Origin of the sequence: Sinorhizobium glycinis (assembly GCF_001651865.1) — a bacterium.
In the GTDB taxonomy this organism is placed as follows: Bacteria; Pseudomonadota; Alphaproteobacteria; order Rhizobiales; family Rhizobiaceae; genus Sinorhizobium; species Sinorhizobium glycinis.
Map to the genome: position 1 here is coordinate 1,217,817 of NZ_LPUX01000053.1, position 25,115 is coordinate 1,242,931.

Genomic DNA, 25,115 nt, shown 5'->3' on the forward strand with positions numbered 1-25,115 from the left:
GAGCGGCAAGGACAACCTCATGGGTTCGCCTGCTGCGCCAACGTGGCGGCGACTTTAGCCGGCGCCAATCAAGAAAGCGTAAAGCAGCGGAGCGATGCGGTCGTGACCACGCCGCGAGCCTTTGAACGCCATAGCGTCTTGTTAACCGCGCCGCCTGTAGGATGCGAAAGTCCCGCAACCGAACAGCGATCAATGCCCGACCAACTCGATGTCGCCGTCCTTCTGCCCTGCTACAATGAAGCCGCGACGATCGGCCAGGTGGTGCGCGGCTTCGGGACGGCACTGCCGTCCGCACGCATTTATGTCTACGACAACAATTCGATCGACGGCACGGCGCTGCAGGCGATGCTGGCCGGCGCGATCGTGGTGCGCGAGCGCCGGCAGGGCAAGGGCCACGTCGTGCGCCGCATGTTCGCCGACATCGACGCCGACATCTATGTGATGGCGGATGGCGACGGCACCTATTCCCCTGCCGATGCGGGAGATCTGATCCGCACATTGCTGACGGAACAGGCGGACATGGTCGTCGGAACGCGCAGGCATATACGGGTCGAAGCCGGGCGGCAGGGACACGCCTTCGGAAACCGCATCTTCAATGTGCTCTACCGCACGATCTTCGGCACGGATTTCAGCGACATCTTCTCCGGCTACCGGGCATTTTCGCGTCGCTTCGTGAAGAGCTTTCCCGCCCTCTCCCACGGGTTCGAGATCGAAACGGAAATGTCCGTGCATGCATCGCGGCTGAAGCTGCCGGTCAGCGAAATCGAACTCGGCTACGGCCGGCGTCCCGAAGGCTCGCACTCGAAGCTTTCGACCTTCAAGGATGGAGCGAAGATCCTCTGGATGTTCGTCATGCTGATGAAGGAGACGCGCCCGTTCACGTTTTTCAGCCTGATCGGCGCGGCTTTCCTGGCGTTGAGTCTCGTGTTCATGACGCCCGTGCTCATCGAATATTTCGAGACCGGGCTGGTTCCGCGGATGCCGACCTGGGTCTTCTCGCTGGTGCTGCTGGTGATTTCGATCCTGCTGTTCACGGTCGGCCTCATCCTCGATTCGGTCGCCCGAGCCAGGACTGAACTCCTGCGCATGCATTACATGACCGTCGCCCGGCGGGCGCCACGCGAAAGGGAAAAACCACTGCCAACCCCTGCTGCGCACCCGAAGCGGCGCGCCAGGAACACTGCATAAAACTCTTGGGAACATTGCCGATGAACCGGGAAACGACCAACCGCATTCGCTTCATCATCGAGGACGTCATTCCTCCGATCCTCCGTGATTCCCGGTTCTTCAGGGGCTTTGCCAGCCTTGCCTGGGGCGATCATATCGCCCATCTCGCCCGCTTTCGGGAGCGTGCGCCCTTTCTCTCCGCCGAGGAATACGAGGAGCTCTATCGTCAGCATCCGCGGGTCCATGAGGGGACGGACAATTCAGAGGCCTGCATACGCAAGATCGTGGCAGAGGTGAGGGGTACGAGCGTCTGCGACGTCGGCTGTGGAACCGGCGCCCTGCTCAACCGCATCAGAAGCGGAAATCCGGGGGTCGGCCGATTGACCGGCGTCGATTTCGCCATCGCCGACGCCGCTGCCATAGACGGCGTCGAATACGTCGCCGCGATGATCGAAAACCTGCCCTTCCGCGATGGAGAGTTCGATACTGTCGTCTGCACGCATGTGATCGAACACATCCTCGACTACCGCCGGGCGATCGCGGAGCTCCGCCGAATCACGCGGCGACGTCTCGTCATCGTCGTACCGCGCGAGCGCGAGTACCGCTATACCTTCAATCCGCACTTCAATTTCTTCCCCTACACACATTCCTTCCTGCGGGCGATGCATCCCGTGCCGGAGCATTACGAATGCATCGACATCGGACGCGACATCTTCTATCGCGAAGATATCACCCATACCCACGACCGGGCGTAGGGCTGTGACCTGCCGATGATGTCCTTCAATCTCGCGCCCGCGGTGTGGTTCGGACTGATCTTCACGCCGGTGCTGATCGCAACCGGACAAATCCTCTTCAAGCTGACCAGCGCCAGTACCGGCGGTCTCAATGTCCAGGACCTGGTCTCGCTTGCGACCAGCCCCACACTGCTCGTCGCGTTGTTGCTTTACGGGCTCGGCACGCTGATCTGGATCTTCACCTTGAAATCGGTGCCGCTGACGCTCGCCTACTCCTTCATGGCGCTGACCTTCTGCCTTGTGCCGTTGTTCGCCGCCGTGTTTCTCGGCGAGGCACTCACGCTACGCTACGCCATCGGCGCCGCACTCATCATTGGCGGAATGATCATCATCAATTCCTGACGTCGGTTGCCGCCCTCACACCGTTTCCCAGCCATCCTTGTCGCTGGCGCGATAGATCGCATCGATGAACTTCTGATTGAGGCGCGAGCTCTCGAGCGTCACCACCTCTTCCGGATCACCTTTCGCGGCGCGCGCGAAGGCCTCCGCCTCGAGCTTGTACTGACGCGCGTCCTGGAAGCGGAAGAGTTGCGACTGGCCATGGTTCTGATTGGTGAGCTCCACCTCCTCGCGGCCATACCGGTCCGCATTGAAGGGCGATTTCACTTCGATGTAGCCCTGGTCGCCATGGAAGACCATGACCTGGCGGGCGGCGAGTTGGGTGGAGATGTAGAAGCTCAGCTCGAAATCGCCGAAGTCGGCGCGCACGCTCGAATAGATGTCTGTGCCGAATTCCGGATCACGGTCGGTATTGGCCTGGACACGCAGCGGCTCCTTGCCGGTGGTGAAGCGGGTGGTGATCGCCGGATAGACGCCGATGTCCGGCAGGCCGCCGCCGCCGAGCGCCGGAACGTTGCGCATGTTGCCGGGATCGCGGTTGTAATAGGTGAAAGCGCCCTGGACATGCTTGAGCTTGCCGATGGCGCCTTCGGCGATAAGCGAGCGCACCTTTCGCCAGACGGGGCTGTAGGTGACCATGTAGGCTTCCGAAACCAGCACTCTGTTGCGGTCGCGCGCCGCGATGACGGCGTCGATTTCCTCGGCCTTCAGCGCCAGCGGTTTCTCGCAAAGAACGTGCTTGCCGGCGTCGGCGGCCTTGATCGCCCATTCCACGTGCTGCGAGGTCGGAAGCGGAATGTAGACGGCGTCGATCACGTCCGAGGCGAGCATCTCCTCATAGGAGCCGAAGGCATGCGGTACCGAGAAGCGATCGGCCATGATCCGCGCCTTGGCCAAGTCGCGGCTGGCGATCGCCGTGACGACGCAATTCTCGGCGTCCTGGATGGCGGGCACGACGAGTTCGCGGCCGATCCTGGCCGTCGACAGAATTCCGAAACGCAGCATGGGGCAGTCTCCTTGTAGAGCGGGCTTGTGAAGAACGGCAGCGGCGTTCCCCGGCCCGCACCTTGACTCGTGAGGATCGATCGCGTCCCGATTTATCCGGATCGGGCGATCAGGGCGGCGCCGAGCCTACCGCATGAGTCTATGAATCGGAACCGATTTGAGAGCAAAACCGCGCAGCAATTCAAAGTACTACAGCGAGCATGCAGGTCTGACGGATTCCGCGGCGCTCCCGGCGAGCGATGCTCTTGACGTCACCGCGGAAAAGCGCGCTCCTCGCTTAAGGCTCACGCCAAAAGTGTCACCCATGTCTCCGGTCTATAAACGCACAGGGGGAGGGATCATTGTTACGGCGCCCTTACGAGCGCCGGATAGCCCGGATAGAGATGCGCGTGACTGCCTGCGTGGTTGGCCATGCCCGGCTTCGTCAGGAGGCCGCGCGGTTCGGCGAAGCTTCGGATCCTCCGCTGCGGCCGCTCATGCCATTGGATGTTGAAGGCCCAAAGCTTGGGAAAGAAGCAGAGCGAGGCATAGGGGAGATGGTCGTGGATCCACCAGGCAAGGCTCTGCCAGCCGCCCTCTTCACGCTCCCGGTCCCAGACCCAGGGAATGACGATGCAGGCGGCCGCCCCCATGCAGCCGTCCGCGTCGCGCATGTCCCAGATATGGTCGGCCGCCGTCGCGGCATTGGTCGAACAGTTGAGTTTGTTCCTGTTGCCGAATTCGTTGACGGCGCGGTTGCGATAGGCGGAGCGGATGTGGAGCCGGCCGAAGGTCGCCTGCAGCGGTTCGAGAAGTTCCTCGCAGAGCCTGCGCCCGGCCAACACGGCAAGATCCGGATCGTCCGGGATGTTCGGGATCCGGTAGAAATCGGCGATCTCCGAATGAAGGAAGTCGCGCAGGAAGAAGTTTTTCGAAAGGCGTGCGCGGCCGAGCTCCTCCAGCGACTTCATTGATCCGGGTGTCTTCATTCTCATTTCCCTCTGTGAACGCCATGGATCGCCAACGGAACCACGAACAGGTCCGGGTGCGACAATAATCGGGACTCAAGGAGGCTAGCGGCAGCCGAGATGCGCGGCCACCCGTTTCCTGTAGGAAGCGAACGCCTCGCTCGTGCCGGCCGAGCGACGACTCGCCCTAGATTTTCGCCGTGATCCGGAACAAACGGGACGGGCAAATGTTGATTGGGCGTCATAGACGACCCCCACCGGACAAGGAAGGAATCGACAATGCCCAAGGGAAAGACCATGGACGATCTGTTCTACGACGCGCTCAAGGACATCTACTATGCGGAGCGCAAGATCCTGAAGGCTCTTCCGAAGATGGCGCGTGCAGCTCAGGCACAGGAGCTCAAGGCCGCGTTCGAAAAGCACCGCGAGCAGACCGAAACCCATGTCGAGCGCTTGCAGCAGGTCTTCGAACTGATCGGCAAACGCGCGCAAGGGAAAACCTGCGAAGCGATCGAGGGACTTGTTGCCGAAGGCGAGGAGATCATGGACGAGTTCAAGGGCACACAGGCACTTGACGCCGGCCTGATCTCCGCCGCGCAATCTGTCGAGCATTACGAAATCGCTCGCTACGGAACCTTGAAGACCTGGGCCAAGACCATCGGCCTGAAGGATGCGGTACCGCTTCTTGACGCAACGCTGAAGGAAGAAGTCGTCACCGACGAGGATCTGACAAAACTCGCGGTGGCGCAATCGAACAGGAAAGCCGCCTGACTTGCTACCGGCGACCGGCAAGGGAACCGGTCGCCGGTCGCATGCCGAAAGAGGCTGGTGAGGGCGCTGAGCGCCGGGCGGGCACCAATCTTCGAGCACCCGGCCCCATTTCGCTGCGACGTGACCCTGACGCACGGGGTCCGGTCGCGGGCATCGCAATTCCGTTGCGTTACCCTAACTATGATGTGTCCGCCTCTGACGAGGCTCCGAGCGGCATCGGGGGCAGGAGAGCATCGATCGGAACACGGTAGGTTCTCTTTGCCGCCCAGGATTGGAGGAACGAGGTATGTCCGACGAGCAGGCCATCAGTGCAGTCGTCCATCTCTATGTCGACGGCATGGCTTTCGCCAATGAGGCGGCGCTGCGCAAGGCCTTTCACCCGAACGCCTCGATCGTCGGCAATTACGAAGACTCGGTCGAATGGCTGGACCGTGATGCCTTCATCGCCGCGGTCGTGACAGAGGGATCGGCACCGCCTGAGACGCAGCCGCTCATGGAGGTGGAGATGATCCACATCACGGGCGACGCGGCGAGCGTGAAGGTCGTCGATGAATTCGGCGGCTCGCGCTATACGGACTACCTGAGCCTGTTGAAAGTCGACGGGCGTTGGCTGATCGTCAACAAGGTCTGGCATCGCCACGCGTAGTCCGGCAATCCCCCTTGGAACGGCCATTTTGGAAAAGGCATGCCGCAAGGGACATCGGGCAAGGTCGTCACCATCCACCATGTGCAACTCGCCATGCCGGAAGGCGGCGAAGCCGAGGCGCGCCGCTTCTATGCCGGTCTGCTTGCGATTCCCGAGGTGGCCAAACCGCCCAACCTCGCGGCGCGCGGCTGCTGGTTCGAGCAGGTCGGCCTCAAGATCCATCTCGGCGTCGAGAAGGACTTCCTGCCCGCGCGCAAGGCGCATCCCGCCTTTATCGTCGATGATCTTTTCGTGCTGATCGCGCGGCTGCAGGCGGCCGGATTTGGCGTGACGGAGGGCGAGGCGCTGCCGGAACTTGTCCGTTGCTATGTCAACGATGCATTCGGCAAGAGAATAGAGTTGCTTCAGTCAGTTGTTTGAGGCTCACGTCGGCGGCGGCCGCGAGGACCCCTCCCCAACCCCTCCCCACAGGTGGGAGGGGCTCGGCGCGCGTCGCGCCGGCATCATAATCATCAGCATCCGATCGTGTAGATCCGTCGACCCATGAATGGACCGGGCCGCGGCATCGTAAGCCCCTCCCCCTTGTGGGGAGGGGTTGGGGAGGGGTCTTCTCCAAATCAAACGATTGTCAGGCGCGAAGCACGCCGCCGGTGCTCTTCGCCACATTGGCGACGATGCGGGCGGTCAGCGCCTCGAAATCCTCGTCGGTCAGCGTGCGCTCGACGGGCTGGATCGTCACCTCGATGGCGATCGACTTCTTGCCTTCGCCGAGCGCGGCGCCTTCGAAGACGTCGAAGACGTTGACAGCTGTCACCAGCTTGCGGTCGGCGCCGGAAGCGGCCCGGAGAACAGCGGCCGCCTCTACCGCCTTGTCGACGACGAAGGCGAAGTCGCGCTTCACCGCCTGGAAGGGCGAGAGCTCCAGCGCCGGCTTGGTGCGCGTCGCCTTCTTCTTCGGCTCCGGCATGGCATCGACATAGATCTCGAAACCGCAGATCGGGCCCGAGACGTCGAGAGCGTCGAGGGTCTTCGGGTGGAACTCGCCGAAGGTGCCGAGCACGATCTTCGGACCGAGCTTGATCGTGCCGGAGCGGCCGGGATGGTACCAGGCCGGGCCGCCGGCTTCGAACTGGACGTTCCCCATCGGCACGCCGCAGGCCTCGAGCACGGCAATCGCGTCAGCCTTCGCGTCGAAGACGTCGACCGGCTTGCCGCCGCCCTTCGCCGCATTCGACCAGAGCCGGCCGGCGCCGGTGAGCGACGCGGTGCCGCGGCGTACCCCGCCGGCGACGCGCCGCTGCGTCTCGGGCGTGTCGCCCTCGTAGGTGCCGGAGACCTCGAAGATCGCCACATCGCCATAGCCCTTGTCGGCGTTGCGTTGCGCCGCCGCCAGGAGACCGGGGAGCAGCGACGGCCGCATGTCCGACATGTCGGCAGCGATCGGATTGGCGAGCTTCAGCGCCGGCTGGCCGCCGCCGAAGAGCTTCGCCTGCTCTTCCGAAATGAACGACCAGGTGACCGCCTCGAGCATGCCGCGGCTTGCAAGCGCCCGTCTCGCCTGGCGGGTGCGGATCTGCAGCGTCGTCAGGATCTTGCCGTTGACGGCGTTGTGGCTCGGCAAGGCCGCACCGACGATATTGTCGACGCCATGGATCCGCATGACTTCCTCGACGAGGTCCGCCTTGCCGTCGACGTCGGGCCGCCAGGAGGGCACGGTGACGCGGAAGCGTTCGCCGGACCCTGCCACGCCGAAGCCGAGCTTTTCGAGGATCGAGACGCTCTCTTCCGACGAGACTTCGAGGCCGGTCAGCCGCTTGACCTCGGAGACCGGGAAATCGACGATTTTGGGCGTGTGGCCCTCATAGCCGACGACGTCCAGCTTCGCGGCGGTGCCGCCGCAGAGCTCCAGCACCAGCTCGGTCGCCCGTTCGAGGCCCGGCACCATGTATTCCGGATCGACGCCGCGCTCGAAGCGGTAGCGCGCATCGGTGATGATGCCGAGGGTACGGCCGCTCTTGGCGATGTTCATCGGGTCCCAGAGCGCCGACTCGATCAGCACGTCGGTGGTCGCCTCGTCGCAGCCGGAATGCTCGCCGCCCATGATGCCGCCGATCGATTCGACGCCGTCCTCGTCGGCAATCACCACGTTTGCCGGCGACAGCGTGTATTCGCGCGTATCGAGCGCCAGCACCGTCTCGCCTTCCTTGGCCCGACGAACCGTCAGGTTGCCGGTGACCTTGGCCGCGTCGAAGACGTGCAGCGGCCGGCCCTGGTCGAAGGTGAGATAGTTGGTGATGTCGACCAGCGCGTTGATCGGCCGAAGTCCGATCGCCGTCAGGCGCTGGCGCATCCAGGCCGGGCTCGGGCCGTTCCTGACGCCGCGCACCAGGCGCAGCGCGAAGCCCGGGCAGAGATGCCTGTCTTCGCCGAGATCGAGGCGGACCTTGACCGGCGTCTCTCCTTCGACCGGGAAGGACGGCGCCGGCCGCGTCTTCAGGGTGCCGAGGCCGGAGGCGGCGAGGTCACGGGCAATGCCGTGGACGCTGGTGCAGTCCGGCCGGTTCGGCGTGAGGTTGATCTCGATCACCGGATCGTCGAGGCCCGCATAGGCCGCGTAGCTCGTGCCGACCGGCGCATCCTCGGCGAGGTCAATGATGCCGGTGTGATCCTCGGAGATCTCAAGCTCTTTCTCCGAGCACATCATGCCGCGGCTTTCGACGCCGCGGATATTGCCGACCGAGAGCGTCACGTCGATGCCCGGCACATAGGTGCCGGGGGCGGCAAAGGCGCCGACGAGGCCGGTGCGCGCATTCGGCGCGCCGCAGACGACCTGCACCGGCTCGCCTGAGCCGGTGTCGACCTTCAGAACCTTCAGCTTGTCGGCATTCGGGTGCTGCTCGGCGGAAACGACCCTGGCAATGACGAAGGGCTTGAAGGCGGCCTTGTCGTCGACATCCTCGACCTCGAGCCCGATCATCGTCAGGCGAGCGCAGATCTCCTTGAGCGAGGCGTCGGTTTCCAGATGGTCCTTCAGCCAGGAAAGCGTGAACTTCATGATTTCACCTGTGTCCTATTATTTCTGCGCGAAGATCAGGCCGAAAGGCCGCCGAATAGCGTCGGCATGTCGAGCGGGCGGAAGCCGTAATGGGTCATCCAGCGGACATCGGCATTGAAGAAGTCGCGCAGGTCCGGCATGCCGTATTTCAGCATGGCGATGCGGTCGAGGCCCATGCCCCAGGCAAAGCCCTGGTACTCGTCCGGATCGAGGCCGCCGGCGCGCAGCACGTTCGGATGCACCATGCCGCAGCCGAGGATCTCCATCCAATCCTTGCCCTCGCCGAACTTGACGATCGGCCCGGAGCGGTCGCACTGGATGTCGACCTCGAAGGACGGCTCGGTGAAGGGGAAGAAGGACGGGCGGAAGCGCATCGTCACCTGATCCACCTCGAAGAAGGCCTTGCAGAATTCCTCGAGCACCCAGCGCATGTTGGCGACGTTGGCCGTCCTGTCGATCACCAGGCCCTCGACCTGGTGGAACATCGGCGAATGGGTGGCGTCGGAATCCTGGCGATAGGTCTTGCCCGGGATGATGATGCGAATCGGCGGCTGCTCAGCCTCCATCGTGCGAATTTGCACCGGCGAGGTGTGGGTGCGCAGCACCTTGCGCTCTCCGCTCTCATCTGGCTGGAAGAAGAAGGTGTCGTGCATCTCACGGGCCGGATGGCCTTCGGGGAAGTTCAGCGCCGTGAAGTTATAGTAGTCCGTTTCGATGTCCGGCCCCTCGGCGATCGAGAAGCCCATGTCGCCGAAGATCGCGGTGATCTCGTCGACGATCTGGCTGATCGGGTGGATGCGGCCGCGCTCGGCCGGCGAGGAGCGCACCGGCAGGCTGACATCGACCGTCTCGCGCGCCAGCCGCTCGGCGATCGCCGCGTCCTTGAGCGCCGACTTCCGGGCCGAGATCGCCTCGGTGACGATGTTCTTCAGCGCATTGATGCGGGCGCCGCGCGTCTGGCGCTCTTCCGGGCTCATCGTGCCGAGCGTCTTCAGGAGTTCCGAGATCGAGCCCTTCTTGCCGAGCGCGCCGACGCGCACCGCCTCGATCGCCCCCTCGTCGGCGGCGGCATCGATGTCCGCCAGCAATGTCCGTTCCAACGTTTCCAGTTCGCTCATTCTGTCCTGCCTCGATGCGGGAATGGTTCGGTTTGGCGGCTTACCACTTCAGCGATGTGATCGCTGGCGACGTGCCGAATAAGAAAAACCCGCGCCAGCCCTGCCAGCGCGGGTTTCCCAACAAATTTCAGAAACGGTCTTGGGAAAACGCTGGCTTAACGGACAGCGCTTTCAAACTCGTTTGCCGTACCGGCTTCCTTGAGGTAGGCAAGCGCCTTCTTGGAAGCTTCGACGAGGGCGCCGAATGCTGCCGGCTCATGGATCGCCATGTCGGACAGAACCTTGCGGTCGACTTCGATGCCGGCCTTGTTCAGGCCGTCGATGAAGCGGCCGTAGGTCAGGCCGAATTCACGGACGGCAGCGTTGATGCGCTGGATCCAGAGGGCGCGGAAATTGCGCTTGTTCACCTTGCGGTCGCGATAGGCGTACTGCTTGGAACGGTCGACCGCTGCCTTGGCGGCGCGGATCGTGTTCTTGCGGCGGCCGTAGAAGCCCTTGGCGGCCTTGAGCGTCTTCTTGTGCTTGGCGTGGGCGGTTACGCCGCGTTTTACACGTGCCATGTCATGATCTCCTTAAGTATCCAATGTGCCCGACGTCTCAGAGACCGTTCGGCAGGTAGTTCTTGACGACCTTCTTGCCATCAGGCTCGGCGAGGACCATGGTCCCGCGCGCGTCGCGAATGAACTTGTTGGTACGCTTGATCATGCCGTGGCGCTTGCCGGCAGCGGCAGCTCGAACCTTGCCGGTCGCGGTTACCTTGAACCGCTTCTTGGCAGACGACTTCGTCTTCATCTTGGGCATTTTGCTACTCCATTGTTCTTGATATGCGAAACCGGCTGACGAGGCTGGTTTCCAGCGTTAAGAACGGCCACGGCATGCCCTGCCGGACCGTTCGGACGGGGGGCTTGTAGCCGAAGTCCTGCAAAAGCGCAAGCTGCTCGTCGATCTTGGCGAAACGCTGAGCCAGGCGTCAGGCGGGATCGCGCAACGGACGCCGCACGACCCTGACCGGAAAGGCCGGCCGCGCTCTCAGCCGCCGAGGTCCGACTGCTCGAGGGTCACGAGCCGCAAACGATGCGCTGGAACGCAAAAAGCCGCCCCGAGGGCGGCTTTTACATCGAGACTACTTTCGCGTGCGATCCACGCTTTCGTGCTTATTTCGGCGCAAGCACCATCATCATCTGGCGGCCTTCGAGCTTCGGTTCGGCCTCGACCTTGGCGATCGCCTGGGTATCGTCCTTGACCTGAAGCAGAAGCTTCATCCCGAGCTCCTGGTGGGCCATTTCGCGGCCACGGAACTTCAGCGTCACCTTGACCTTGTCGCCGTCTTCGAAGAAGCGGTTCATCGCCTTCATCTTCACCTCGTAATCGTGGGTGTCGATGTTGGGGCGCATCTTGATTTCCTTGATCTCGACGATCTTCTGCTTCTTGCGCGCCTCGGCCGCTTTCTTCTGGTTGGCGTATTTCAGCTTGCCGAGATCGAGGATCTTGCACACCGGCGGTTCGGAATTCGGTGCGATCTCCACCAGATCGAGACCGGCCTCTTCCGCCATGCGGAGCGCCTGGTCGATCGGGACGCTACCCATGTTCTGGCCTTCGGCATCGATGAGCTGAACCCGGGGAACCCGGATTTCCTTGTTTGCGCGCGGCCCTTCCTTGACTGGGGCGTCCGCTTTGAACGGTCTGCGAATGGTCGTACTCTCCTCGAGCTGTTTACGTGACAGTGGACTAAAGAAACAATCAGCGTCATCTCAAACGGTGCGCTTGAAACAGTCACTGACGGCAATGTGTGAATTGCGGCTCCAGAGTCAATAGCATGGCCCGTAAGGAAAATCACCACTTCGAGGCCTTTGCGAATCTGTTTTTGGCGGGATATCTGATCGAAACGGGTGCTTGCGAGGAAATAAACGATGTCAACATTGCCGGCCGAGACCGAGATCACGTGGATAAAGGTGGGTGCGGACGCCGAGGCCCGCAGCATCGCCATGCGGATTTTCCGTGCCGAGCTCCCCTCGAACCGCCCAGCCCTCGTCTGGCTCGGCGGCTACCGATCCGACATGACCGGCACGAAGGCGCTCGAGGTCGAACGCCACGCGCAAGCGATCGGAACGGACTGCGTCCGCTTCGACTATTCCGGTCATGGCGCTTCCGGCGGCGATTTCAAGGAGGGCACGATCTCGCGCTGGGTCGAGGAAAGCCTCGCGGTCGTCGATCAGGCGGTCGCCGGGCGCATGATCCTGATCGGCTCCTCCATGGGCGCCTGGGTCGCTCTGCGCCTCATCGAAGAATTGAGGGCGCGCGGCCAGGGAAAACGCGTCGCCGGCCTGGTGCTCATCGCCCCTGCCCCGGACTTCACCGCCGAGCTGATCGAACCCAGCCTGACGGAGACCGAGCGGGCGTCGCTTGCCGAACGCGGCTATTTCGAGGAGCCGTCGGAATATAGCCCGGAGCCCAATGTCTTCACCCGCGCCCTCATCCAGGACGGGCAGAAAAATCGAGTCCTCAAGGGGCCGATCGCGACGGGCTGCCCGGTGCATATTCTCCAGGGCATGCGCGATCCGGACGTGCCCTATACGCATGCGCTGAAGCTCATGGAGCACATGCCGGCGGACGACGTCGTCATGACCCTCATTCGCGACGGCGACCACCGGTTGTCGCGTGACGAAGACATTTTCAAACTGAAACAGGCGATCAGCGCCATGCTCGCCAAGGCCTGACTTCCCGGCCGGCATCCGTCAACGCACCGCCCCGTTCTCGGAGCCATCCCGGACCGCCCGGGATGCAAGGCTTCCGCTATCGTATAGTGGACGATCTTAACCATAAAGGTCAATCAGACGAATCGGTAGATTGACTCAACCCCCCCGACAATATTAACTCTTTGTTAACGATTAGAGCAGCGCTAGGGGAAGCCTACAAAAGCTGTCATCCAACTTGAGATTGCGCATGCACGCATGCGCTGCAGGGGATCTGTATGGCATTTTGGACCGGGGTAAAGGCAGGCGTCGCGGGATTCTGCGCATTTTTCATTTCGGCAAGCATGGCGATTCCCGCTCAGTCGGGATCCACTCCCTGGATGCAGACCGGCTCTGCAACCTCGCAGCCGATCGGGCATTTCGAATTCTGTCAGAAGAACAGAAGTGAATGCGGCGTCCGGTCTCGGGCGGGTGCGGCGCCGCGCGTCACGGCGAGCGGCTGGGCGGTCATCCGGCAGGTGAATGCCGCCGTCAACCGCGAGATCTCGCCGGTCACCGACCAGGAGCTTCTCGGCAGGGACGAGGTCTGGTCCTATCCCCAAGGCCGGGGCGACTGCGAGGATTTCGCGCTCGAGAAGCGCCGGCGCCTGATGCAGCGCGGCTTCGCCGCCGGCAATCTCCTGATGACCGTGGTGCGCAAACCGGACGGCGAGGGTCATGCGGTCCTGACCGTGCGGACCGCCCAGGGCGATTTCATTCTCGACAATCTCGACAACGGTGTCAGGCTCTGGACCAATACGCCCTACCGCTTTCTGAAGCGCCAGGCCTCGAACAATAGCGGCCGCTGGGTCACGATCGACAACAGCGCCGAGGTACTCGTAGGCTCCGTCGGCAACTAATGCATGTCGACCGAAAGTGTGCAGCGGTTTTGGGACAACGACATGCATAAAAACAAGGACCTAAGGCGCGTCGCGTGAACCCGTTTGAACGCGACGCGCTTTGAACGGCCGACGATCCGATCAGAAGAGGGCCGGTTCTCGGCCCTTTTTTCATGTCTTCCATGCCGTCGTAACGCCGGCCCCGCCCCCCGGCCATTACGCATTGCCGATGGCGATGCCCGCCGCGAGCACCAGGCCGCCGCCGAGCACGACCTGGAAGGTCGCTCTCAGGAATGGCGTTTCCATGTATCGGTTCTGGATGAAGGCGATGGCCCAGAGCTCAAAGAAGACGATCGCCGCTGCGGTCATCGTCGCCGTCCAGAAATGCGGGATCAGATAGGGAAGCGCATGGCCTAAGCCGCCGAGCGCCGTCATGATGCCGGAAGCGAGGCCGCGCTTGACCGGTGAGCCGCGTCCGGAAAGCTTTCCGTCGTCGTGGGCGGCTTCGGTAAAGCCCATGGAGATGCCCGCACCGACCGAGGCCGACAGGCCGACCAGGAAGGTCTGCCAGGTATCCTGGGTTGCGAAAGCGGCGGCGAAGATCGGCGCCAGCGTCGAAACCGAACCATCCATCAGGCCTGCCAGGCCGGGCTGCACATAAGTGAGGATGAACTGGCGACGGGACGTCAGGTCTTCTTCGGACCGCACGCCGGCGGGCGTATGCCTTTCGCCGAGCCGGCGGGCGAGAGATTCGTGCGCCTTCTCGGCAATCGCCAGATCCCCCAACAGCTTGCGCGTAGCCGCGTCGCGCGTGCGTGCCGCCGCCTCGAGATAGAAGCGGTGGGCAGCCTCCTCCATGGCTTCCGCCTCTGCACGCGCTTTTTCGATCGGCATTTCGGCAATCAGCCAGTCGGGCTTGCGCTCCGGAAAGTCGCGCACATGCTCGCGCCGGATGAGCGGAATGCGGCCGCCGAAGCGCGCGACATGCAGGTCGATCAGGGCCTGTCGATGGTGGCTCTCCTCCTCGGCCATGTCCTCGAAGACTTTGGCGGAATGCGGAAATTTTTCCCGCAGCGCATCCGCATAAGTGAGGTAAATGCGGCCGTCGTCCTCTTCGGACGAGATCGCAAGTGCCAGGATCTCCTGTTCGCTCAGGGAAAGAAACGGCCGTTTCGAACGGGAGAAGAGGCGGGAAAACATTGGCGAACCTTCTTTAGAATTGTTCTAAAGAGATAGAGGCGGACTGGTCGGTCGTCAAGCTGCGGGGTCCAACAGTGGGAGACGCCCCTCATCCGCCTGCCGGCACCTTCTCCCCGCAGGCGGGGCGAAGGGGACTCGCCGCGGCCGCTTAAGTCCCTCTCCCCGCATGCGGGGAGAGGGCTAGTCCTCGGGTTAAACCCGAGGAGAGGGGCAAATTCAAATCGCCAGATCGAGCGCCTTTTCCCGCTCGATATAGGCGCGCTGCTGGTCGGTGATGTAGTCGCGCACGATCGGCGCCGCATCGCGCGAGCGCGACAGCTGCATATGGAAGACGAGCTGGCTGCCGGTGCGGAACATCATCTCGGCGCTGATCAGGTAGAACTCCCACATCCTGGCAAAGCGCTCGTCATACATCGCGATCACCTTGTCGCGGTTTTCCTCGAAGCGCGCGCCCCAATGGGCGAGCGTCGTCGCGTAATGGACGCGCAGGAATTCAAGGTCCGCCACCCACAGGCTGTTGCGCTCGACGACCTCGAAGACTTCCGACAAAGCCGGCGAATAGGCGCCGGGGAAGATGTACTTCCTGAGCCAGGGGCTCGCCATGCCGGGCGGGCTCATATGGCCGATCGAGTGCAGCACGGCGAGGCCATCATCCGGCATCAGCGCGTTCAGCTTCTTGAAGAACTCGTCGTAATGATGGACGCCGACATGCTCGAACATGCCGACCGAGACGATCCGGTCGAAAGGCCCCTCGACGTCGCGATAATCCTTCAGCTCGAAGCGCACCCGGTCGGCCAGACCCGCGGCTCGGGCCCGCTCAGAGGCAAGCGCCTGCTGCTCCTTCGAGAGGGTGACGCCAAGGATCTCGACATTTTCGAGCTTCGCCAGATAGAGCGCCAGATCGCCCCAGCCACAGCCGATGTCGAGCACTTTCATGCCGGGTTTCAGGCAGAGTTTCGCGGCCAGCAGCCTGAGCTTATTGCGCTGCGCCGCCTCCAGCGTCTCATCCGGCTCGCGGAAATAGGCGCAGGAATAGAGCATGTTCTCGTCGAGGAAGAGCTTGTAGAAATCGTTGCCGAGATCGTAGTGATGGGCGACGTTCTGCTGCGCCTTGCCCTTCGGATTTGCCTGCTGGCGCTTGCGGAAGCGCATCTTGATGGCCCGCAGCAGCTTCTGGATGGGGTAGGAGCCGAGCGACAGCCGGTTGATCGAGAAGAGCGTCAGGAAGTCTCGAAGCGTCGACCCCTCCTCGAAGCGCATCGTCCCGTCCATATAGGCCTCGCCGGCGGCGAGCTCGGCATTGAGGACAAGACTGCGATAGAGCCGCTTGTCCGTCAGTCGCATCGTGACGCTCGGCCCGGGCTCGCCGGCAAAGACGTGCCTTTTGCCGTCGGCATCGATCACGGTCAGCGTGCCCTTGCGGATGAAGGCTTTCATCATATGCGACAGTGGAAACATGCAACTCCCTCGATCTCTCCGCTTCCGGCGGCGGCAGGTGACCCTAAACACCGAGCCGCCAAAATGCACGCCCAATTTTGCAGACCTTCCGCGTCTGCATCCTGAGTTGCGCAAGGGGTCCAAACGAATTCGGGGCGGCAGGTACCGACCTGCCGCCCCGAACTGCATGATCCTGTTCCGGCACTCGAGTCCGGCCCCTCATCCGGCCTGCCGGCCACCTTCTCCCCGCACGCGGGGCGAAGGGGACTCGTGGCGCCAACCTCGTCCCTCTCCCCGCCTGCGGGGAGACGGGGCTCTGCCCAGATCTACATCAGTCCTTGGCGCGCTCGACGTAGGAGCCGTCTTCCGTTGCGATGACGACCCGGGTGCCTGCCTGGATATGCGGCGGCACGGAGGTCCGGACGCCGTTCGAAAGAAGGGCCGGCTTGTAGGAGGAAGACGCCGTCTGACCCTTGACGACCGGTTCGGTCTCGGTGATCTCGAGAATGACGTGGCGCGGCAGGTCGATGGCGATGGCAATGCCTTCGTGGATCGACAGCATCACAGCCATGCCTTCTTGGAGATAGGCCTTCAGGTCGCCGATGTCGTCGGCCGACATGACGAGCTGGTCGTAGCTCTCCGGATTCATGAAGTGGAAGCCTTCGCCATCTTCATAGAGGAAGGTGTGCTCGCGGTCCTCGACGAAGGCGCGCTCGACCTGCTCGGTGGTGCGGTAGCGCTCCGAGACCTTCACGCCGTCGGAGATACGGCGCATGTCGACCTGAGTGACCGGCGTGCCCTTGCCCGGGTGGAAGTTCTGGGCGGTGAGCACGACATAGAGCTTGCCGTCGACGTCGAGAACGTTGCCCTTGCGGACCGAAGAAGCGATGACCTTGACCATTAGTCTTCCTTGTAACAGAGGTATCAGCGACACGAGCGGGCCGGAAGAACCGGTCCTGCAGGACGCGAGAAACAGGATTTCGCGCCGCCACTACCTTAATTTTGCGCAAATGGCCAGCCTGAGCCGGCATTCGCGTGGAAAGAAAGCTTGGATCATGCCGCATGCATCTCCCTGGTGGACCCCGGACGTCCATGCCGACCGGCGCCCCTTCCTGATCGGGCGCAACCGCATCCAGTCGGCGCTGCGCCGGTTCTTCGGCGAACGGGACTTCATCGAGGTCGATACGGCGACGCTGCAGATGTCGCCGGGCAATGAGGCGCATTTGCATGCTTTCGCAACGCAAGCGCTTGGGCCAGACGGATCGGTGCAGCCGCTCTATCTGCATACCTCGCCGGAATTCGCCTGCAAGAAGCTGCTTGCCGCCGGCGAGAGCCGCATCGCCTGCTTTGCCCATGTCTATCGCAACCGCGAGCGCGGCCCGCTGCACCATCCGGAATTCACCATGCTGGAGTGGTACCGCGCCGGGGAGACCTACGAGACGCTGATGCGCGATTGCGCGGACGTTCTCGCACTCGCCGCCGACACTGTCGGCGCGCCGTCCCTCTCCCACCAGGGTCAAAGCTGCGATCCCTTCCGGGAACCGGAACGACTCTCGGTCGCCGAGGCCTTTGAGCGTTTCGCCGGGATCGACCTCCTCGTCTCGGTCGCGAAGGACGGCAAGACCGATCGCGAAGGCCTGGCCGCGGCCATGCGGGAGGCCGGTCTGCGCGTTGCCGACGACGACAGCTGGGCGGATCTTTTCAGCCGCGCGCTCGTCGAAAAGGTCGAGCCCAATCTCGGCTTCGGCCGCGCCACCATCCTCGACGAGTATCCGGTCACCGAGGCCGCACTCGCGCGTCCGACCCTGCGGGACCCCCGCGTCGCCGAACGGTTCGAGCTTTACGCCTGTGGCGTCGAGCTCGCCAACGCCTTCGGAGAATTGACGGATGCCAGCGAGCAGCGCCGCCGCTTCGAGCTGGAGATGGCGGAAAAGGCGCGGGTCTACGGCGAAACCTATCCGCTCGACGAGGATTTCCTGGCGGCGCTCGCCAGCATGCCGGAGGCAAGCGGCATCGCGCTCGGCTTCGACCGGCTGGTCATGCTGGCGACCGGTGCGGCGCGCATCGAGCAGGTCCTCTGGTCGCCGGTCGCGGAGGCAAGGGCATGACAGCAGAACGCGCCCTCAGGACCGCACGCGAGCTCGTCGAGGTCGGCCTTGTCGACGCCGCAGCCGAAGAAGCGATCTCCCGAGTGGCGTCCCGCTACGCGATCGCGATCAGCCCCGTTGTTGCAAACCTCATTGACCGAACCGATCCGCATGACCCGATCGCCAGACAATTCGTGCCCGACCCGGCCGAACTGACCCTGACGCCTGAGGAGCGCGCCGATCCGATCGGCGACGGCGCGCATAGCCCTGTCGCCGGCATCGTCCACCGCTATCCGGACCGGGTGCTGCTCAAGGCCGTGCATGTCTGCCCGGTCTATTGCCGCTTCTGCTTCCGCCGCGAGATGGTCGGCCCGCAGGGGCTCGGCACGCTGACACCGGCCGAGCTCGACGCGGCGATTGCCTATGTCGCCGGGCATTCCGAGATCTGGGAAGTGATCCTCACCGGCGGCGATCCGCTGGTGCTGTCGCCGCGGCGGCTTCAAGAAATCCTGGAGCGGCTCGGCGCGATCGGCCACGTCAAGGTCGTCCGCTTTCATACGCGCGTACCGGTTGTCGAGCCGGAACGCATCGATGCGGATCTCATCGCGGCGCTCAAAAGCAGCGGCAAGGCGACCTATCTGGCGCTCCACGCCAATCATCCGCGCGAACTGACGCCCGAGGCGCGCGGCGCCGCCGCCCGGCTCATCGACGCAGGGATCGTCATGGTCAGCCAATCGGTGCTGCTGAGGGGCGTCAACGACGACCCGGCGGTGCTTGCCGAACTGATGCGCGCTTTCGTCGAGACGCGGATCAAGCCCTATTACCTGCACCATCCGGATCTCGCACCCGGCACCGGTCATTTCCGGCTGACGATCAAGGAGGGCCAGGCACTCGTCGCCTCGCTGCGCGGCCGCGTCTCTGGCCTCTGCCAGCCGACCTACATCCTTGATATCCCCGGCGGGCACGGCAAGGCGGTTGTCAGCGCCAGCGCGATCGAGGCGGAAGGCGGCGGCTGCTACACCGTCACCGATTTCCGCGGCAACGAGCACGCCTATCCGCCGAAGAGCTGATGTCGCATGCCCCTCATCCGGCCTGGCGGCCACCTTCTCCCCGCAAAGCGGGGCGAAGGAGACTCGCGGGAACGTGCCACTTGTCCCTTCTCCCCATCAAGATGGGGAGAAGGTGCCGGCAGGCGGATGAGGGGCCGCGCAGAAAACAAAGGCCGAAACGGGCAACCGTGCGGCCTTTAAGCCCGGACCTGGCTCAGCCCTGCTTGATCGGCGCGATCGAGATTTCGACGCGGCGGTTCTGGGCGCGGCCGGACTCGCTGGAGTTCGATGCGACGGGGCGCTCCATGCCGTAACCCATGGTCGAGATGCGCCGCTGGTCGATGCCGCGGCTGCCGAGGTAGTTGGCGACCGAGGCGGCGCGGCGCTCGGAGAGATCCTGGTTGTGGGCGGCGCTGCCGGTCGAATCGGTGTGGCCGTCGACGTCGATCAGCGTCTTGTTGAACTTGCGCAGCACGATCGCGACCGAGTCGAGCGTCGGATAGAACGGCGGGATCACCTGGTCGCGGTCGGTCGCGAAGGTGATGTTCGACGGCATGTTGAGGATGATGCGATCGCCCTGGCGCGTCACCGAGACGCCGGTGCCCTGCAATTGCGCGCGCAGCTCCGATTCCTGCTGGTCCATGTAGTTGCCGATCAGGCCGCCGCCGAGCGCGCCGATGCCGGCGCCAACGAGCGCGGCGTCACGGCGTCCGGCCGAACTGCCGCCGACCAGGAGGCCGGTCGCGGCGCCGAGACCCGCACCGATCAACGCGCCGCCGGCCGTGTTCGACATCTTCTGCTCTCCCGTATAGGGATCGGTGGTCGTGCAACCGGAAAGGTAAATGGCCGCGACAGCCAGGATGGCGCATTTCTTGATCATCGAATCAATTGTCCCCATTGGTGCTAAAGGTGCTTCATACTATCGATTGCGGCAGGAAGATGAAGGGGCGCGACGCTTTCCACACAGACGGGCAGATGTGAGGTTTCGGCACTGCAGCAATTGCGCCGTGCTTCGCCACATTGCTGTCCAGAGCGCCCGCTAACCGAAGCTTCACACGCTCGCGCTACAGCGCCGTGCGTCTTATCAGACGCACAAAGGTCGCTGTAGCACTTTGAATCGCTGCATGTTTTTCTCCTTAAATCGACTACGATTTAAGGAAACATGCAGTAGGGTGTCATTGCCTGGCCGGGAACCAAGTGAGAAGGACGATAGATGGCGATCGAGTTCGACGACACAGAGCGCAGTCTCAGCGACACGCTGACCGGCATGATCGCTTCGATCAGAGGCAATACGATCACGCTGCGGGAACTGATGATCGAGATCGGCGAGCACGGTTTCCTGCTTCTCTGCGCGCTGCTGACGCTGCCCTTCCTGATCCCGGTCTCGATCCCCGGCGTCAGCACGGTCTTCGGCGCGGCGATCATTCTCATCTCGCTGGCGATCACCCTCAACCGCCTGCCCTGGCTGCCGAAGCGCATTCTCGACCGGCAGATCGAAACCGAAAAGCTCGTTCCGACCTTGCAGAAGGGGGCTGCCCTGGTTTCAAAACTCGATAACTATGTGCGGCCCAGGCTGCCCTTCCTGACCCAGGGCGCCGTCATGAACCGCTTCAACGGCCTGATGATCATGGCGGGCGGCGTGCTCCTGCTGTTTCCGCTCGGCCTGATCCCGCTGTCCAACACGCTGCCGGGCATCGCCATCCTGCTCTTGTCGCTCGGCATCATCCAGCGCGACGGGCTGATGGTGGCAGGCGGCTATCTCTTTCTGGTGGCGACCACGGTCTATTTCACCGTGCTCGCCTACGCGGCCTTCGCCGCCGGCCAGGGGCTGTCGCAGTTCTTCGTGTCCTGAGCCGGGTTGCTCGCACTGCCCGACTGGCACCCCCCTCTGCCCTGCCGGGCATCTCCCCCGCAAGGGGGGAGATTGCCGAGGGGCAAGCCCCGCCCGACAGTCAGCGTGCAAACGCCGAAATCGACCGATACGCGCCTGCCTAGGTATTCGAGTGGGACATCGCCGCTTGCCAATCTCCCCCCTTGTGGGGGAGATGCCCGGCAGGGCAGAGGGGGGTGCCCGCTTGCCGCGATCCGCCGGACGACGAGAAAATCACCCGGCGATGCCCCTCAATGCATTGGCGACGTTGAGGCCGATCTCCGGCACGCCGTAGCCGCCTTCCATGCAGACGACGATCGGCAGGCCGGTTTTCTTCAAGCGCGCGCCCATCTGCAGGAAATCCTCCGATTTCAGCTTGAAGAAGCTGATCGGATCGCGCTCGAACGTGTCGACGCCGAGCGAGAGCACGAGGGCCTCGGCGCCGAAACCGGCGATGCGCGACAGTGCGTCGTCCAGCGCCGTGACCCACGTCCCGAATGTGGTGCCGCGCGGCAGCGGATAGTTCTTCGTCGAGCCGAGCCCCTCGCCGGTCCCCTCCTCATCGGCAAAGCCCAGGAAATGCGGAAAGGCGTCGACCGGATCGCCGTGCAGCGAGGCGAAGAATACGTCGCCGCGCTCGTAGAAGATATCCTGCGTGCCGTTGCCATGGTGGAAATCGACGTCGAGCACGGCGACTTTCGCGGCGCCGAAGTCACGCAGGCGCTGGGCGGCGCAGGCGGCATTGTTGATGAAGGAGTAGCCGCCGAAAAGATCGATCGCCGCGTGATGGCCGGGCGGACGGCAGAGCGCGAAGGCGGCAGCATTGCCGGCAGCGACCTGATCGGCCGCCGAGATCGCGCAGTCCATCGCCGCCCGCGCCGCGGCGAAGGTGCCTTCGGTGATCGCCGTCTCGGCGGCGAAGGCATAGTAGCCGAGCGCCCCGTCAATGTCCTTCGGCGGGTGCTGGCGCATGCGGCGCGCCGGAAAGCAGGCCGGGATCGCCTCGCCGCGATAGCCGTCGGCGACCCAGCGCGCCCAGGCGGTTTCGAGGAATTCGAGATAGTCCGCCGAATGGAGTTTCAGCGCCGTCTCCATGCCGTGCCGCTCGGGCGCGACGACATCGGAGAAGCCGGCTTCCTTGACCGCTGCCAGGATCCACTCGGCCCTAAACGGCGCCTCGAAGGGCGGCACGAGCTCGCCGCCGTGGAGTTCGGTCCTGGCGTCCCGGAGCTTGTGGTCTTCGGAGTAGAAAACGCGCATTTTGGGGTCCTTCGGGTGGATGCTATTTGGAATTGTTCGATTGCTCGCGGTGCTTGGTAATGCCCCTCATCCGCCTGCCGGCACCTTCTCCTCGCGGGCGGGGCGAAGGGATATGCGGCAGCTTTTGTGTTCTAACACGACCGGCGGAGGATGCGGGATGAGCATGCGGCTTGCCCCTTCTCCCCGTCAAGAACGGGGAGAAGGTCGCGGCAGCGGGATGAGGGGCAATCCCGGCTCACTAAGCCACCAGATGCTTGTAAAAGAACGTGGTCGCGCAATAGCGGCCGTCCGGCATCAGCGCATAATCCGGTACGACGCCGGCGCGCAGCCAGCCGAAGCGCTCGTAGATCGCCTCCGCCGGCTCCCCGGTCGCCGTGTCGAGCACCAGTACCCTCCGGCCGTGCCTTTGCGCCTCGGCCTCGGCTCTCTCCATCAACCGGCGGGCAAGGCCGAGGCCGCGCGCGTCGCGATGCACCAGGAGCTTCTTGATGTCGGCGCGATGCGGCTGGTTCGGCATTGTCGCGACACCGAGCTGCACGGTGCCGACCGCCCGGCCATCGACCTCGGCGATGATGAGCACGGTTTCGTTGCGGCCGACTGCGGCGGCGACGCCCTCCCAGAAGGGCGCGGCGGCCTCCGGCGGATAAGGCTGCATGAAGCCGACCGAGGCGCCGCCTTCGACGCAATCGGAGAGGACCTCGGCGAGCGCCGGCAGCGCGGCGCGGGTTTCTTCTTCGGTGAGCACGCGGATCGTTACGTCAGGCATATTCACACCTTGGTGCGGCAGAGGATGACGGCGTAATGCGCCGGCTCGTCATAGGAGTTGTGAAAGATATGGGCCTCTTCGAGCCCCATGAAGAGGCAGTCGCCCGCCTCGAGGATTTGCGGCCCGCTCTCCATCGTCAGTTCCAGTCGTCCGGAGAAGAGCCAGAGGTGCTGGGTGATGCCGCGGTCGGCCGGCTGGCGCTCGAAGACGACACGGGCGCCCGGCGGAAACTCGACCTCGACGATATCGACCGGCGAGCCGACGCCCTCAGGCGACACCGAGCGGCGCAGATAGCCGCTTTCCGGGTCGCGCCAAAGCCGCTGCTCCGCCCGTCGGGCGACCGGCGAGGCATTCTCGGCGGTTGAGGCGAAAAGCGCCGAGAGCGTCGTGCCGAGCGCGCTGCAGAGTCTTGCCAGGAGTTGCGCCGTCGGGCTCGCCTCGCCCCGTTCGATGCGCGAGATCATGGCGCGGCTGACGCCGGAGCGCGTCGACAGCTCGTCCAGCGTCAAGGCTTGGGCGCTGCGCAGTTCCCGCACGCGCTCGCCGATCGTCCGTTCAAGAGGGGTGACCACCTGTTCCATTATTTGAGATTGCATTTCTCATATAATGGAGTCAAGCCACCGCCCTGCCGCAAAATAAATTTGTCGGATGGCGCTTAGGCGACAATGCGACGGCCGGCTCCGCGCTAGCTTGGCTCCGAAGTAGCGGCTGCGGGAGGACAAGCACATGGGCAGCGATCGTTCGTCGCTCCTTTCGATTGCCAGCATCGTCACCTCGATGACCGCTGTCGCCATCGGCAACGGCATGATGCTCGCCTATGTTCCCTTCGTGCTGACGCGGTCCGCGGCACCGGACTGGATTCCGGGTGCTGCGGTCACGGCGATCGCCTTCGGCGGCCTGATCGGTTGCGTGCTGGCCGGTCCGCTGATCCGCCGCGTCGGCCATGCGCGGGCCTTCTCCTGCTCCATGGCGCTCGTCATCCTTGCGGCCGTGCTGATCAGCCTCGGCGTCCACCCGATCCTCTGGATCTTTGCCCGCGCCCTCTACGGCGCGGCCGCCAATACCAACTTCATCATCACCCAGAGCTGGCTCAACCACGCGAGCGACAACCATTGGCGCGGCAAAGCCATGGCGCTCTTCTACATGGCCTATGTGATCGGGCTCGGGGCCGGGGCCTGGCTCTTCGGCCGCATTCCGGTCGACGGCAACATCGCCCCTATCGTCACGATCTTCTTCACGGCGCTCGCCATATTGCCGATCGGGCTGACGCGCCTGCCGACGCCGCCGGCGCCCGCCAAGGTCAGCATCGACATCGCCATGGCCTGGCGCAGCTCCCCCGTCGCCCTCATCGGCGTGCTCGCCTCCGGCGGCCTCTCGATGCTAGTGCAGGGCTTCACGCCGATCTATGCCGCCGCCAATGCGGTCAGTCAGCGGGACGTGGCGACGCTGATGTTCGTCATGCAGTTCGGGTTGCTCGTCATCCAATATCCGATGGGCGCGCTTTCCGACCGGATCGACCGGCGCATCGTGCTTGTCGCCACCTGCGCCGTGATCGTGGCGGCGGGCCTCGCGGCACTCGTCGTCTCCTTTGCGAGCCTTCCGCTGCTCATCCTCGTCTTCGCGCTCTTCGCCGGCGCCGTCGAGACGGTCTATTCAATTGCCAATGCCCATGCCAACGACCGCACCGACCCGGCCGACTACGTGCCGCTCGCCAGCACCATGCTGGTCGCCTGGTCGGCGGCGGCAACGCTGGTGCCGATGCTCGTGACGCTGCTGACGCCCGCCTTGGGCGCCCACCTGTTCATCCATGCGACGATCGCCGTCGCCGTCCTCTATGCGGCCTTCGTGCTCATCCGCCTGCGCATGCGCGAACGGGTGCCCCCGCAGCGCTGCGAGACCTTCGAAATCAAGAGCGCGCAGGTGCCGAACGCGGGCGCGCTCGCCGAGGCGAAAGCGAGGGCGGAATAGCCGCGCCAGGTGCCGATTTATAGTGAACGAAGCCTTCATTTCCCGCTTTGCGCCGCCTGATCGCG

The 25,115-nt window shown here is 63.8% G+C and carries 26 protein-coding genes; 12 read left to right on the plus strand and 14 right to left on the minus strand.

Annotation, left to right across the window (positions count from 1 at the left end):
* The first annotated feature begins 192 nt into the window (after nucleotides 1-192).
* The 3 genes from AU381_RS10520 to AU381_RS10530 are packed head-to-tail and all read left to right on the plus strand — an operon-like array spanning nucleotide 193 to nucleotide 2,303.
* On the plus strand, nucleotides 193-1,188 hold the full coding sequence (locus tag AU381_RS10520; protein WP_064241649.1) for a glycosyltransferase: 996 nt from the start codon (nucleotides 193-195) through the stop codon (nucleotides 1,186-1,188).
* 20 nt (nucleotides 1,189-1,208) lie between these two features.
* A complete protein-coding gene (locus AU381_RS10525) occupies nucleotides 1,209-1,922 on the plus strand; it encodes a class I SAM-dependent methyltransferase (RefSeq protein ID WP_064241650.1) in 714 nt (237 codons plus the stop codon).
* A 15-nt stretch (nucleotides 1,923-1,937) separates the two neighbouring features.
* Nucleotides 1,938-2,303 carry a DMT family transporter gene (locus AU381_RS10530; protein WP_244520038.1) on the plus strand — a complete coding sequence of 122 codons (366 nt, stop codon included), beginning with the start codon at nucleotides 1,938-1,940 and terminating at the stop codon, nucleotides 2,301-2,303.
* 15 nt (nucleotides 2,304-2,318) lie between these two features.
* Here the strand turns inward: AU381_RS10530 and AU381_RS10535 are convergent, their stop codons facing one another.
* Both AU381_RS10535 and AU381_RS10540 read right to left on the minus strand, forming a co-directional pair.
* Nucleotides 2,319-3,305, minus strand: coding sequence for a Gfo/Idh/MocA family protein (locus AU381_RS10535; protein WP_064241651.1), 987 nt, complete (start codon nucleotides 3,303-3,305; stop codon nucleotides 2,319-2,321).
* A 344-nt stretch (nucleotides 3,306-3,649) separates the two neighbouring features.
* On the minus strand, nucleotides 3,650-4,273 hold the full coding sequence (locus tag AU381_RS10540; protein WP_064241652.1) for a hypothetical protein: 624 nt from the start codon (nucleotides 4,271-4,273) through the stop codon (nucleotides 3,650-3,652).
* A gap of 258 nt (nucleotides 4,274-4,531) precedes the next feature.
* Between AU381_RS10540 and AU381_RS10545 the strand changes: the two genes are divergently transcribed.
* From AU381_RS10545 to AU381_RS10555, 3 genes are all read left to right on the plus strand, one after another.
* Complete coding sequence (locus AU381_RS10545; protein ID WP_064241653.1) at nucleotides 4,532-5,023, plus strand: YciE/YciF ferroxidase family protein; 492 nt, start codon at nucleotides 4,532-4,534, stop codon at nucleotides 5,021-5,023.
* A 286-nt stretch (nucleotides 5,024-5,309) separates the two neighbouring features.
* The gene (locus AU381_RS10550) at nucleotides 5,310-5,669 is read left to right on the plus strand and encodes a nuclear transport factor 2 family protein (protein ID WP_064241654.1); all 360 of its coding nucleotides are present in this window, start codon (nucleotides 5,310-5,312) and stop codon (nucleotides 5,667-5,669) included.
* 39 nt (nucleotides 5,670-5,708) lie between these two features.
* On the plus strand, nucleotides 5,709-6,089 hold the full coding sequence (locus AU381_RS10555) for a VOC family protein (protein ID WP_064241655.1): 381 nt from the start codon (nucleotides 5,709-5,711) through the stop codon (nucleotides 6,087-6,089).
* A 208-nt stretch (nucleotides 6,090-6,297) separates the two neighbouring features.
* On the opposite strand, the gene pheT is transcribed toward AU381_RS10555, so the two are convergent.
* The 5 genes from pheT to infC all read right to left on the minus strand — a co-directional run bounded on the left by pheT (nucleotide 6,298) and on the right by infC (nucleotide 11,533).
* On the minus strand, nucleotides 6,298-8,724 hold the full coding sequence (pheT, locus tag AU381_RS10560; RefSeq protein ID WP_064241656.1) for a phenylalanine--tRNA ligase subunit beta: 2,427 nt from the start codon (nucleotides 8,722-8,724) through the stop codon (nucleotides 6,298-6,300).
* Nucleotides 8,725-8,759: 35 nt separating this feature from the next.
* Nucleotides 8,760-9,842: a phenylalanine--tRNA ligase subunit alpha gene (pheS, locus tag AU381_RS10565; protein ID WP_064241657.1), complete on the minus strand. Its 1,083-nt coding sequence runs from the start codon at nucleotides 9,840-9,842 to the stop codon at nucleotides 8,760-8,762.
* Between the two features lie 155 nt (nucleotides 9,843-9,997).
* Complete coding sequence (gene rplT, locus AU381_RS10570; RefSeq protein WP_012710091.1) at nucleotides 9,998-10,402, minus strand: 50S ribosomal protein L20; 405 nt, start codon at nucleotides 10,400-10,402, stop codon at nucleotides 9,998-10,000.
* A gap of 37 nt (nucleotides 10,403-10,439) precedes the next feature.
* The gene (gene rpmI, locus AU381_RS10575) at nucleotides 10,440-10,643 is read right to left on the minus strand and encodes a 50S ribosomal protein L35 (protein WP_012710090.1); all 204 of its coding nucleotides are present in this window, start codon (nucleotides 10,641-10,643) and stop codon (nucleotides 10,440-10,442) included.
* 353 nt (nucleotides 10,644-10,996) lie between these two features.
* The gene (gene infC / locus AU381_RS10580) at nucleotides 10,997-11,533 is read right to left on the minus strand and encodes a translation initiation factor IF-3 (RefSeq protein ID WP_082909774.1); all 537 of its coding nucleotides are present in this window, start codon (nucleotides 11,531-11,533) and stop codon (nucleotides 10,997-10,999) included.
* Between the two features lie 219 nt (nucleotides 11,534-11,752).
* On the opposite strand from infC, the gene AU381_RS10585 reads away from it, so the two are divergent.
* Nucleotides 11,753-12,559, plus strand: a complete 807-nt coding sequence (locus AU381_RS10585; protein ID WP_064241659.1) for an alpha/beta hydrolase — start codon at nucleotides 11,753-11,755, stop codon at nucleotides 12,557-12,559.
* Between the two features lie 254 nt (nucleotides 12,560-12,813).
* Nucleotides 12,814-13,434, plus strand: a complete 621-nt coding sequence (locus AU381_RS10590; RefSeq protein ID WP_064241660.1) for a transglutaminase-like cysteine peptidase — start codon at nucleotides 12,814-12,816, stop codon at nucleotides 13,432-13,434.
* A 195-nt stretch (nucleotides 13,435-13,629) separates the two neighbouring features.
* On the opposite strand, the gene mbfA is transcribed toward AU381_RS10590, so the two are convergent.
* The 3 genes from mbfA to efp form a co-directional block, all read right to left on the minus strand.
* A complete protein-coding gene (gene mbfA, locus AU381_RS10595) occupies nucleotides 13,630-14,613 on the minus strand; it encodes an iron exporter MbfA (protein WP_064241661.1) in 984 nt (327 codons plus the stop codon).
* Between the two features lie 216 nt (nucleotides 14,614-14,829).
* Nucleotides 14,830-16,071 carry a cyclopropane-fatty-acyl-phospholipid synthase gene (gene cfa1, locus AU381_RS10600; RefSeq protein WP_064241662.1) on the minus strand — a complete coding sequence of 414 codons (1,242 nt, stop codon included), beginning with the start codon at nucleotides 16,069-16,071 and terminating at the stop codon, nucleotides 14,830-14,832.
* Between the two features lie 310 nt (nucleotides 16,072-16,381).
* Complete coding sequence (gene efp / locus AU381_RS10605; RefSeq protein ID WP_064241663.1) at nucleotides 16,382-16,951, minus strand: elongation factor P; 570 nt, start codon at nucleotides 16,949-16,951, stop codon at nucleotides 16,382-16,384.
* 154 nt (nucleotides 16,952-17,105) lie between these two features.
* Between efp and epmA the strand changes: the two genes are divergently transcribed.
* Nucleotides 17,106-18,158 carry an EF-P lysine aminoacylase EpmA gene (epmA, locus tag AU381_RS10610; RefSeq protein ID WP_064241664.1) on the plus strand — a complete coding sequence of 351 codons (1,053 nt, stop codon included), beginning with the start codon at nucleotides 17,106-17,108 and terminating at the stop codon, nucleotides 18,156-18,158.
* Nucleotides 18,155-19,207 (plus strand): lysine-2,3-aminomutase-like protein, encoded by a 1,053-nt coding sequence (locus AU381_RS10615; RefSeq protein WP_064241665.1) that lies wholly within the window; start codon nucleotides 18,155-18,157, stop codon nucleotides 19,205-19,207. The genes epmA and AU381_RS10615 overlap by 4 nt, the downstream gene beginning before the upstream one ends.
* A gap of 193 nt (nucleotides 19,208-19,400) precedes the next feature.
* Here AU381_RS10615 and AU381_RS10620 read toward each other — a convergent pair whose 3' ends face one another.
* Nucleotides 19,401-20,066, minus strand: a complete 666-nt coding sequence (locus AU381_RS10620; protein ID WP_064241904.1) for a YiaD family glycine zipper/OmpA-like lipoprotein — start codon at nucleotides 20,064-20,066, stop codon at nucleotides 19,401-19,403.
* A 333-nt stretch (nucleotides 20,067-20,399) separates the two neighbouring features.
* On the opposite strand from AU381_RS10620, the gene AU381_RS10625 reads away from it, so the two are divergent.
* The gene (locus tag AU381_RS10625; protein WP_064241666.1) at nucleotides 20,400-21,038 is read left to right on the plus strand and encodes an exopolysaccharide biosynthesis protein; all 639 of its coding nucleotides are present in this window, start codon (nucleotides 20,400-20,402) and stop codon (nucleotides 21,036-21,038) included.
* A gap of 252 nt (nucleotides 21,039-21,290) precedes the next feature.
* Here the strand turns inward: AU381_RS10625 and AU381_RS10630 are convergent, their stop codons facing one another.
* The 3 genes from AU381_RS10630 to AU381_RS10640 form a co-directional block, all read right to left on the minus strand.
* Nucleotides 21,291-22,316 carry a histone deacetylase family protein gene (locus AU381_RS10630; protein WP_064241667.1) on the minus strand — a complete coding sequence of 342 codons (1,026 nt, stop codon included), beginning with the start codon at nucleotides 22,314-22,316 and terminating at the stop codon, nucleotides 21,291-21,293.
* Nucleotides 22,317-22,554: 238 nt separating this feature from the next.
* Entirely contained in the window at nucleotides 22,555-23,082 is a 528-nt protein-coding gene (locus tag AU381_RS10635) for a GNAT family N-acetyltransferase (protein WP_064241668.1), read from the minus strand.
* A 2-nt stretch (nucleotides 23,083-23,084) separates the two neighbouring features.
* Nucleotides 23,085-23,663, minus strand: coding sequence for a helix-turn-helix domain-containing protein (locus AU381_RS10640; protein WP_064241669.1), 579 nt, complete (start codon nucleotides 23,661-23,663; stop codon nucleotides 23,085-23,087).
* Between the two features lie 145 nt (nucleotides 23,664-23,808).
* Between AU381_RS10640 and AU381_RS10645 the strand changes: the two genes are divergently transcribed.
* Nucleotides 23,809-25,050, plus strand: coding sequence for an MFS transporter (locus AU381_RS10645; protein WP_064241670.1), 1,242 nt, complete (start codon nucleotides 23,809-23,811; stop codon nucleotides 25,048-25,050).
* Nucleotides 25,051-25,115: the final 65 nt, after the last annotated feature.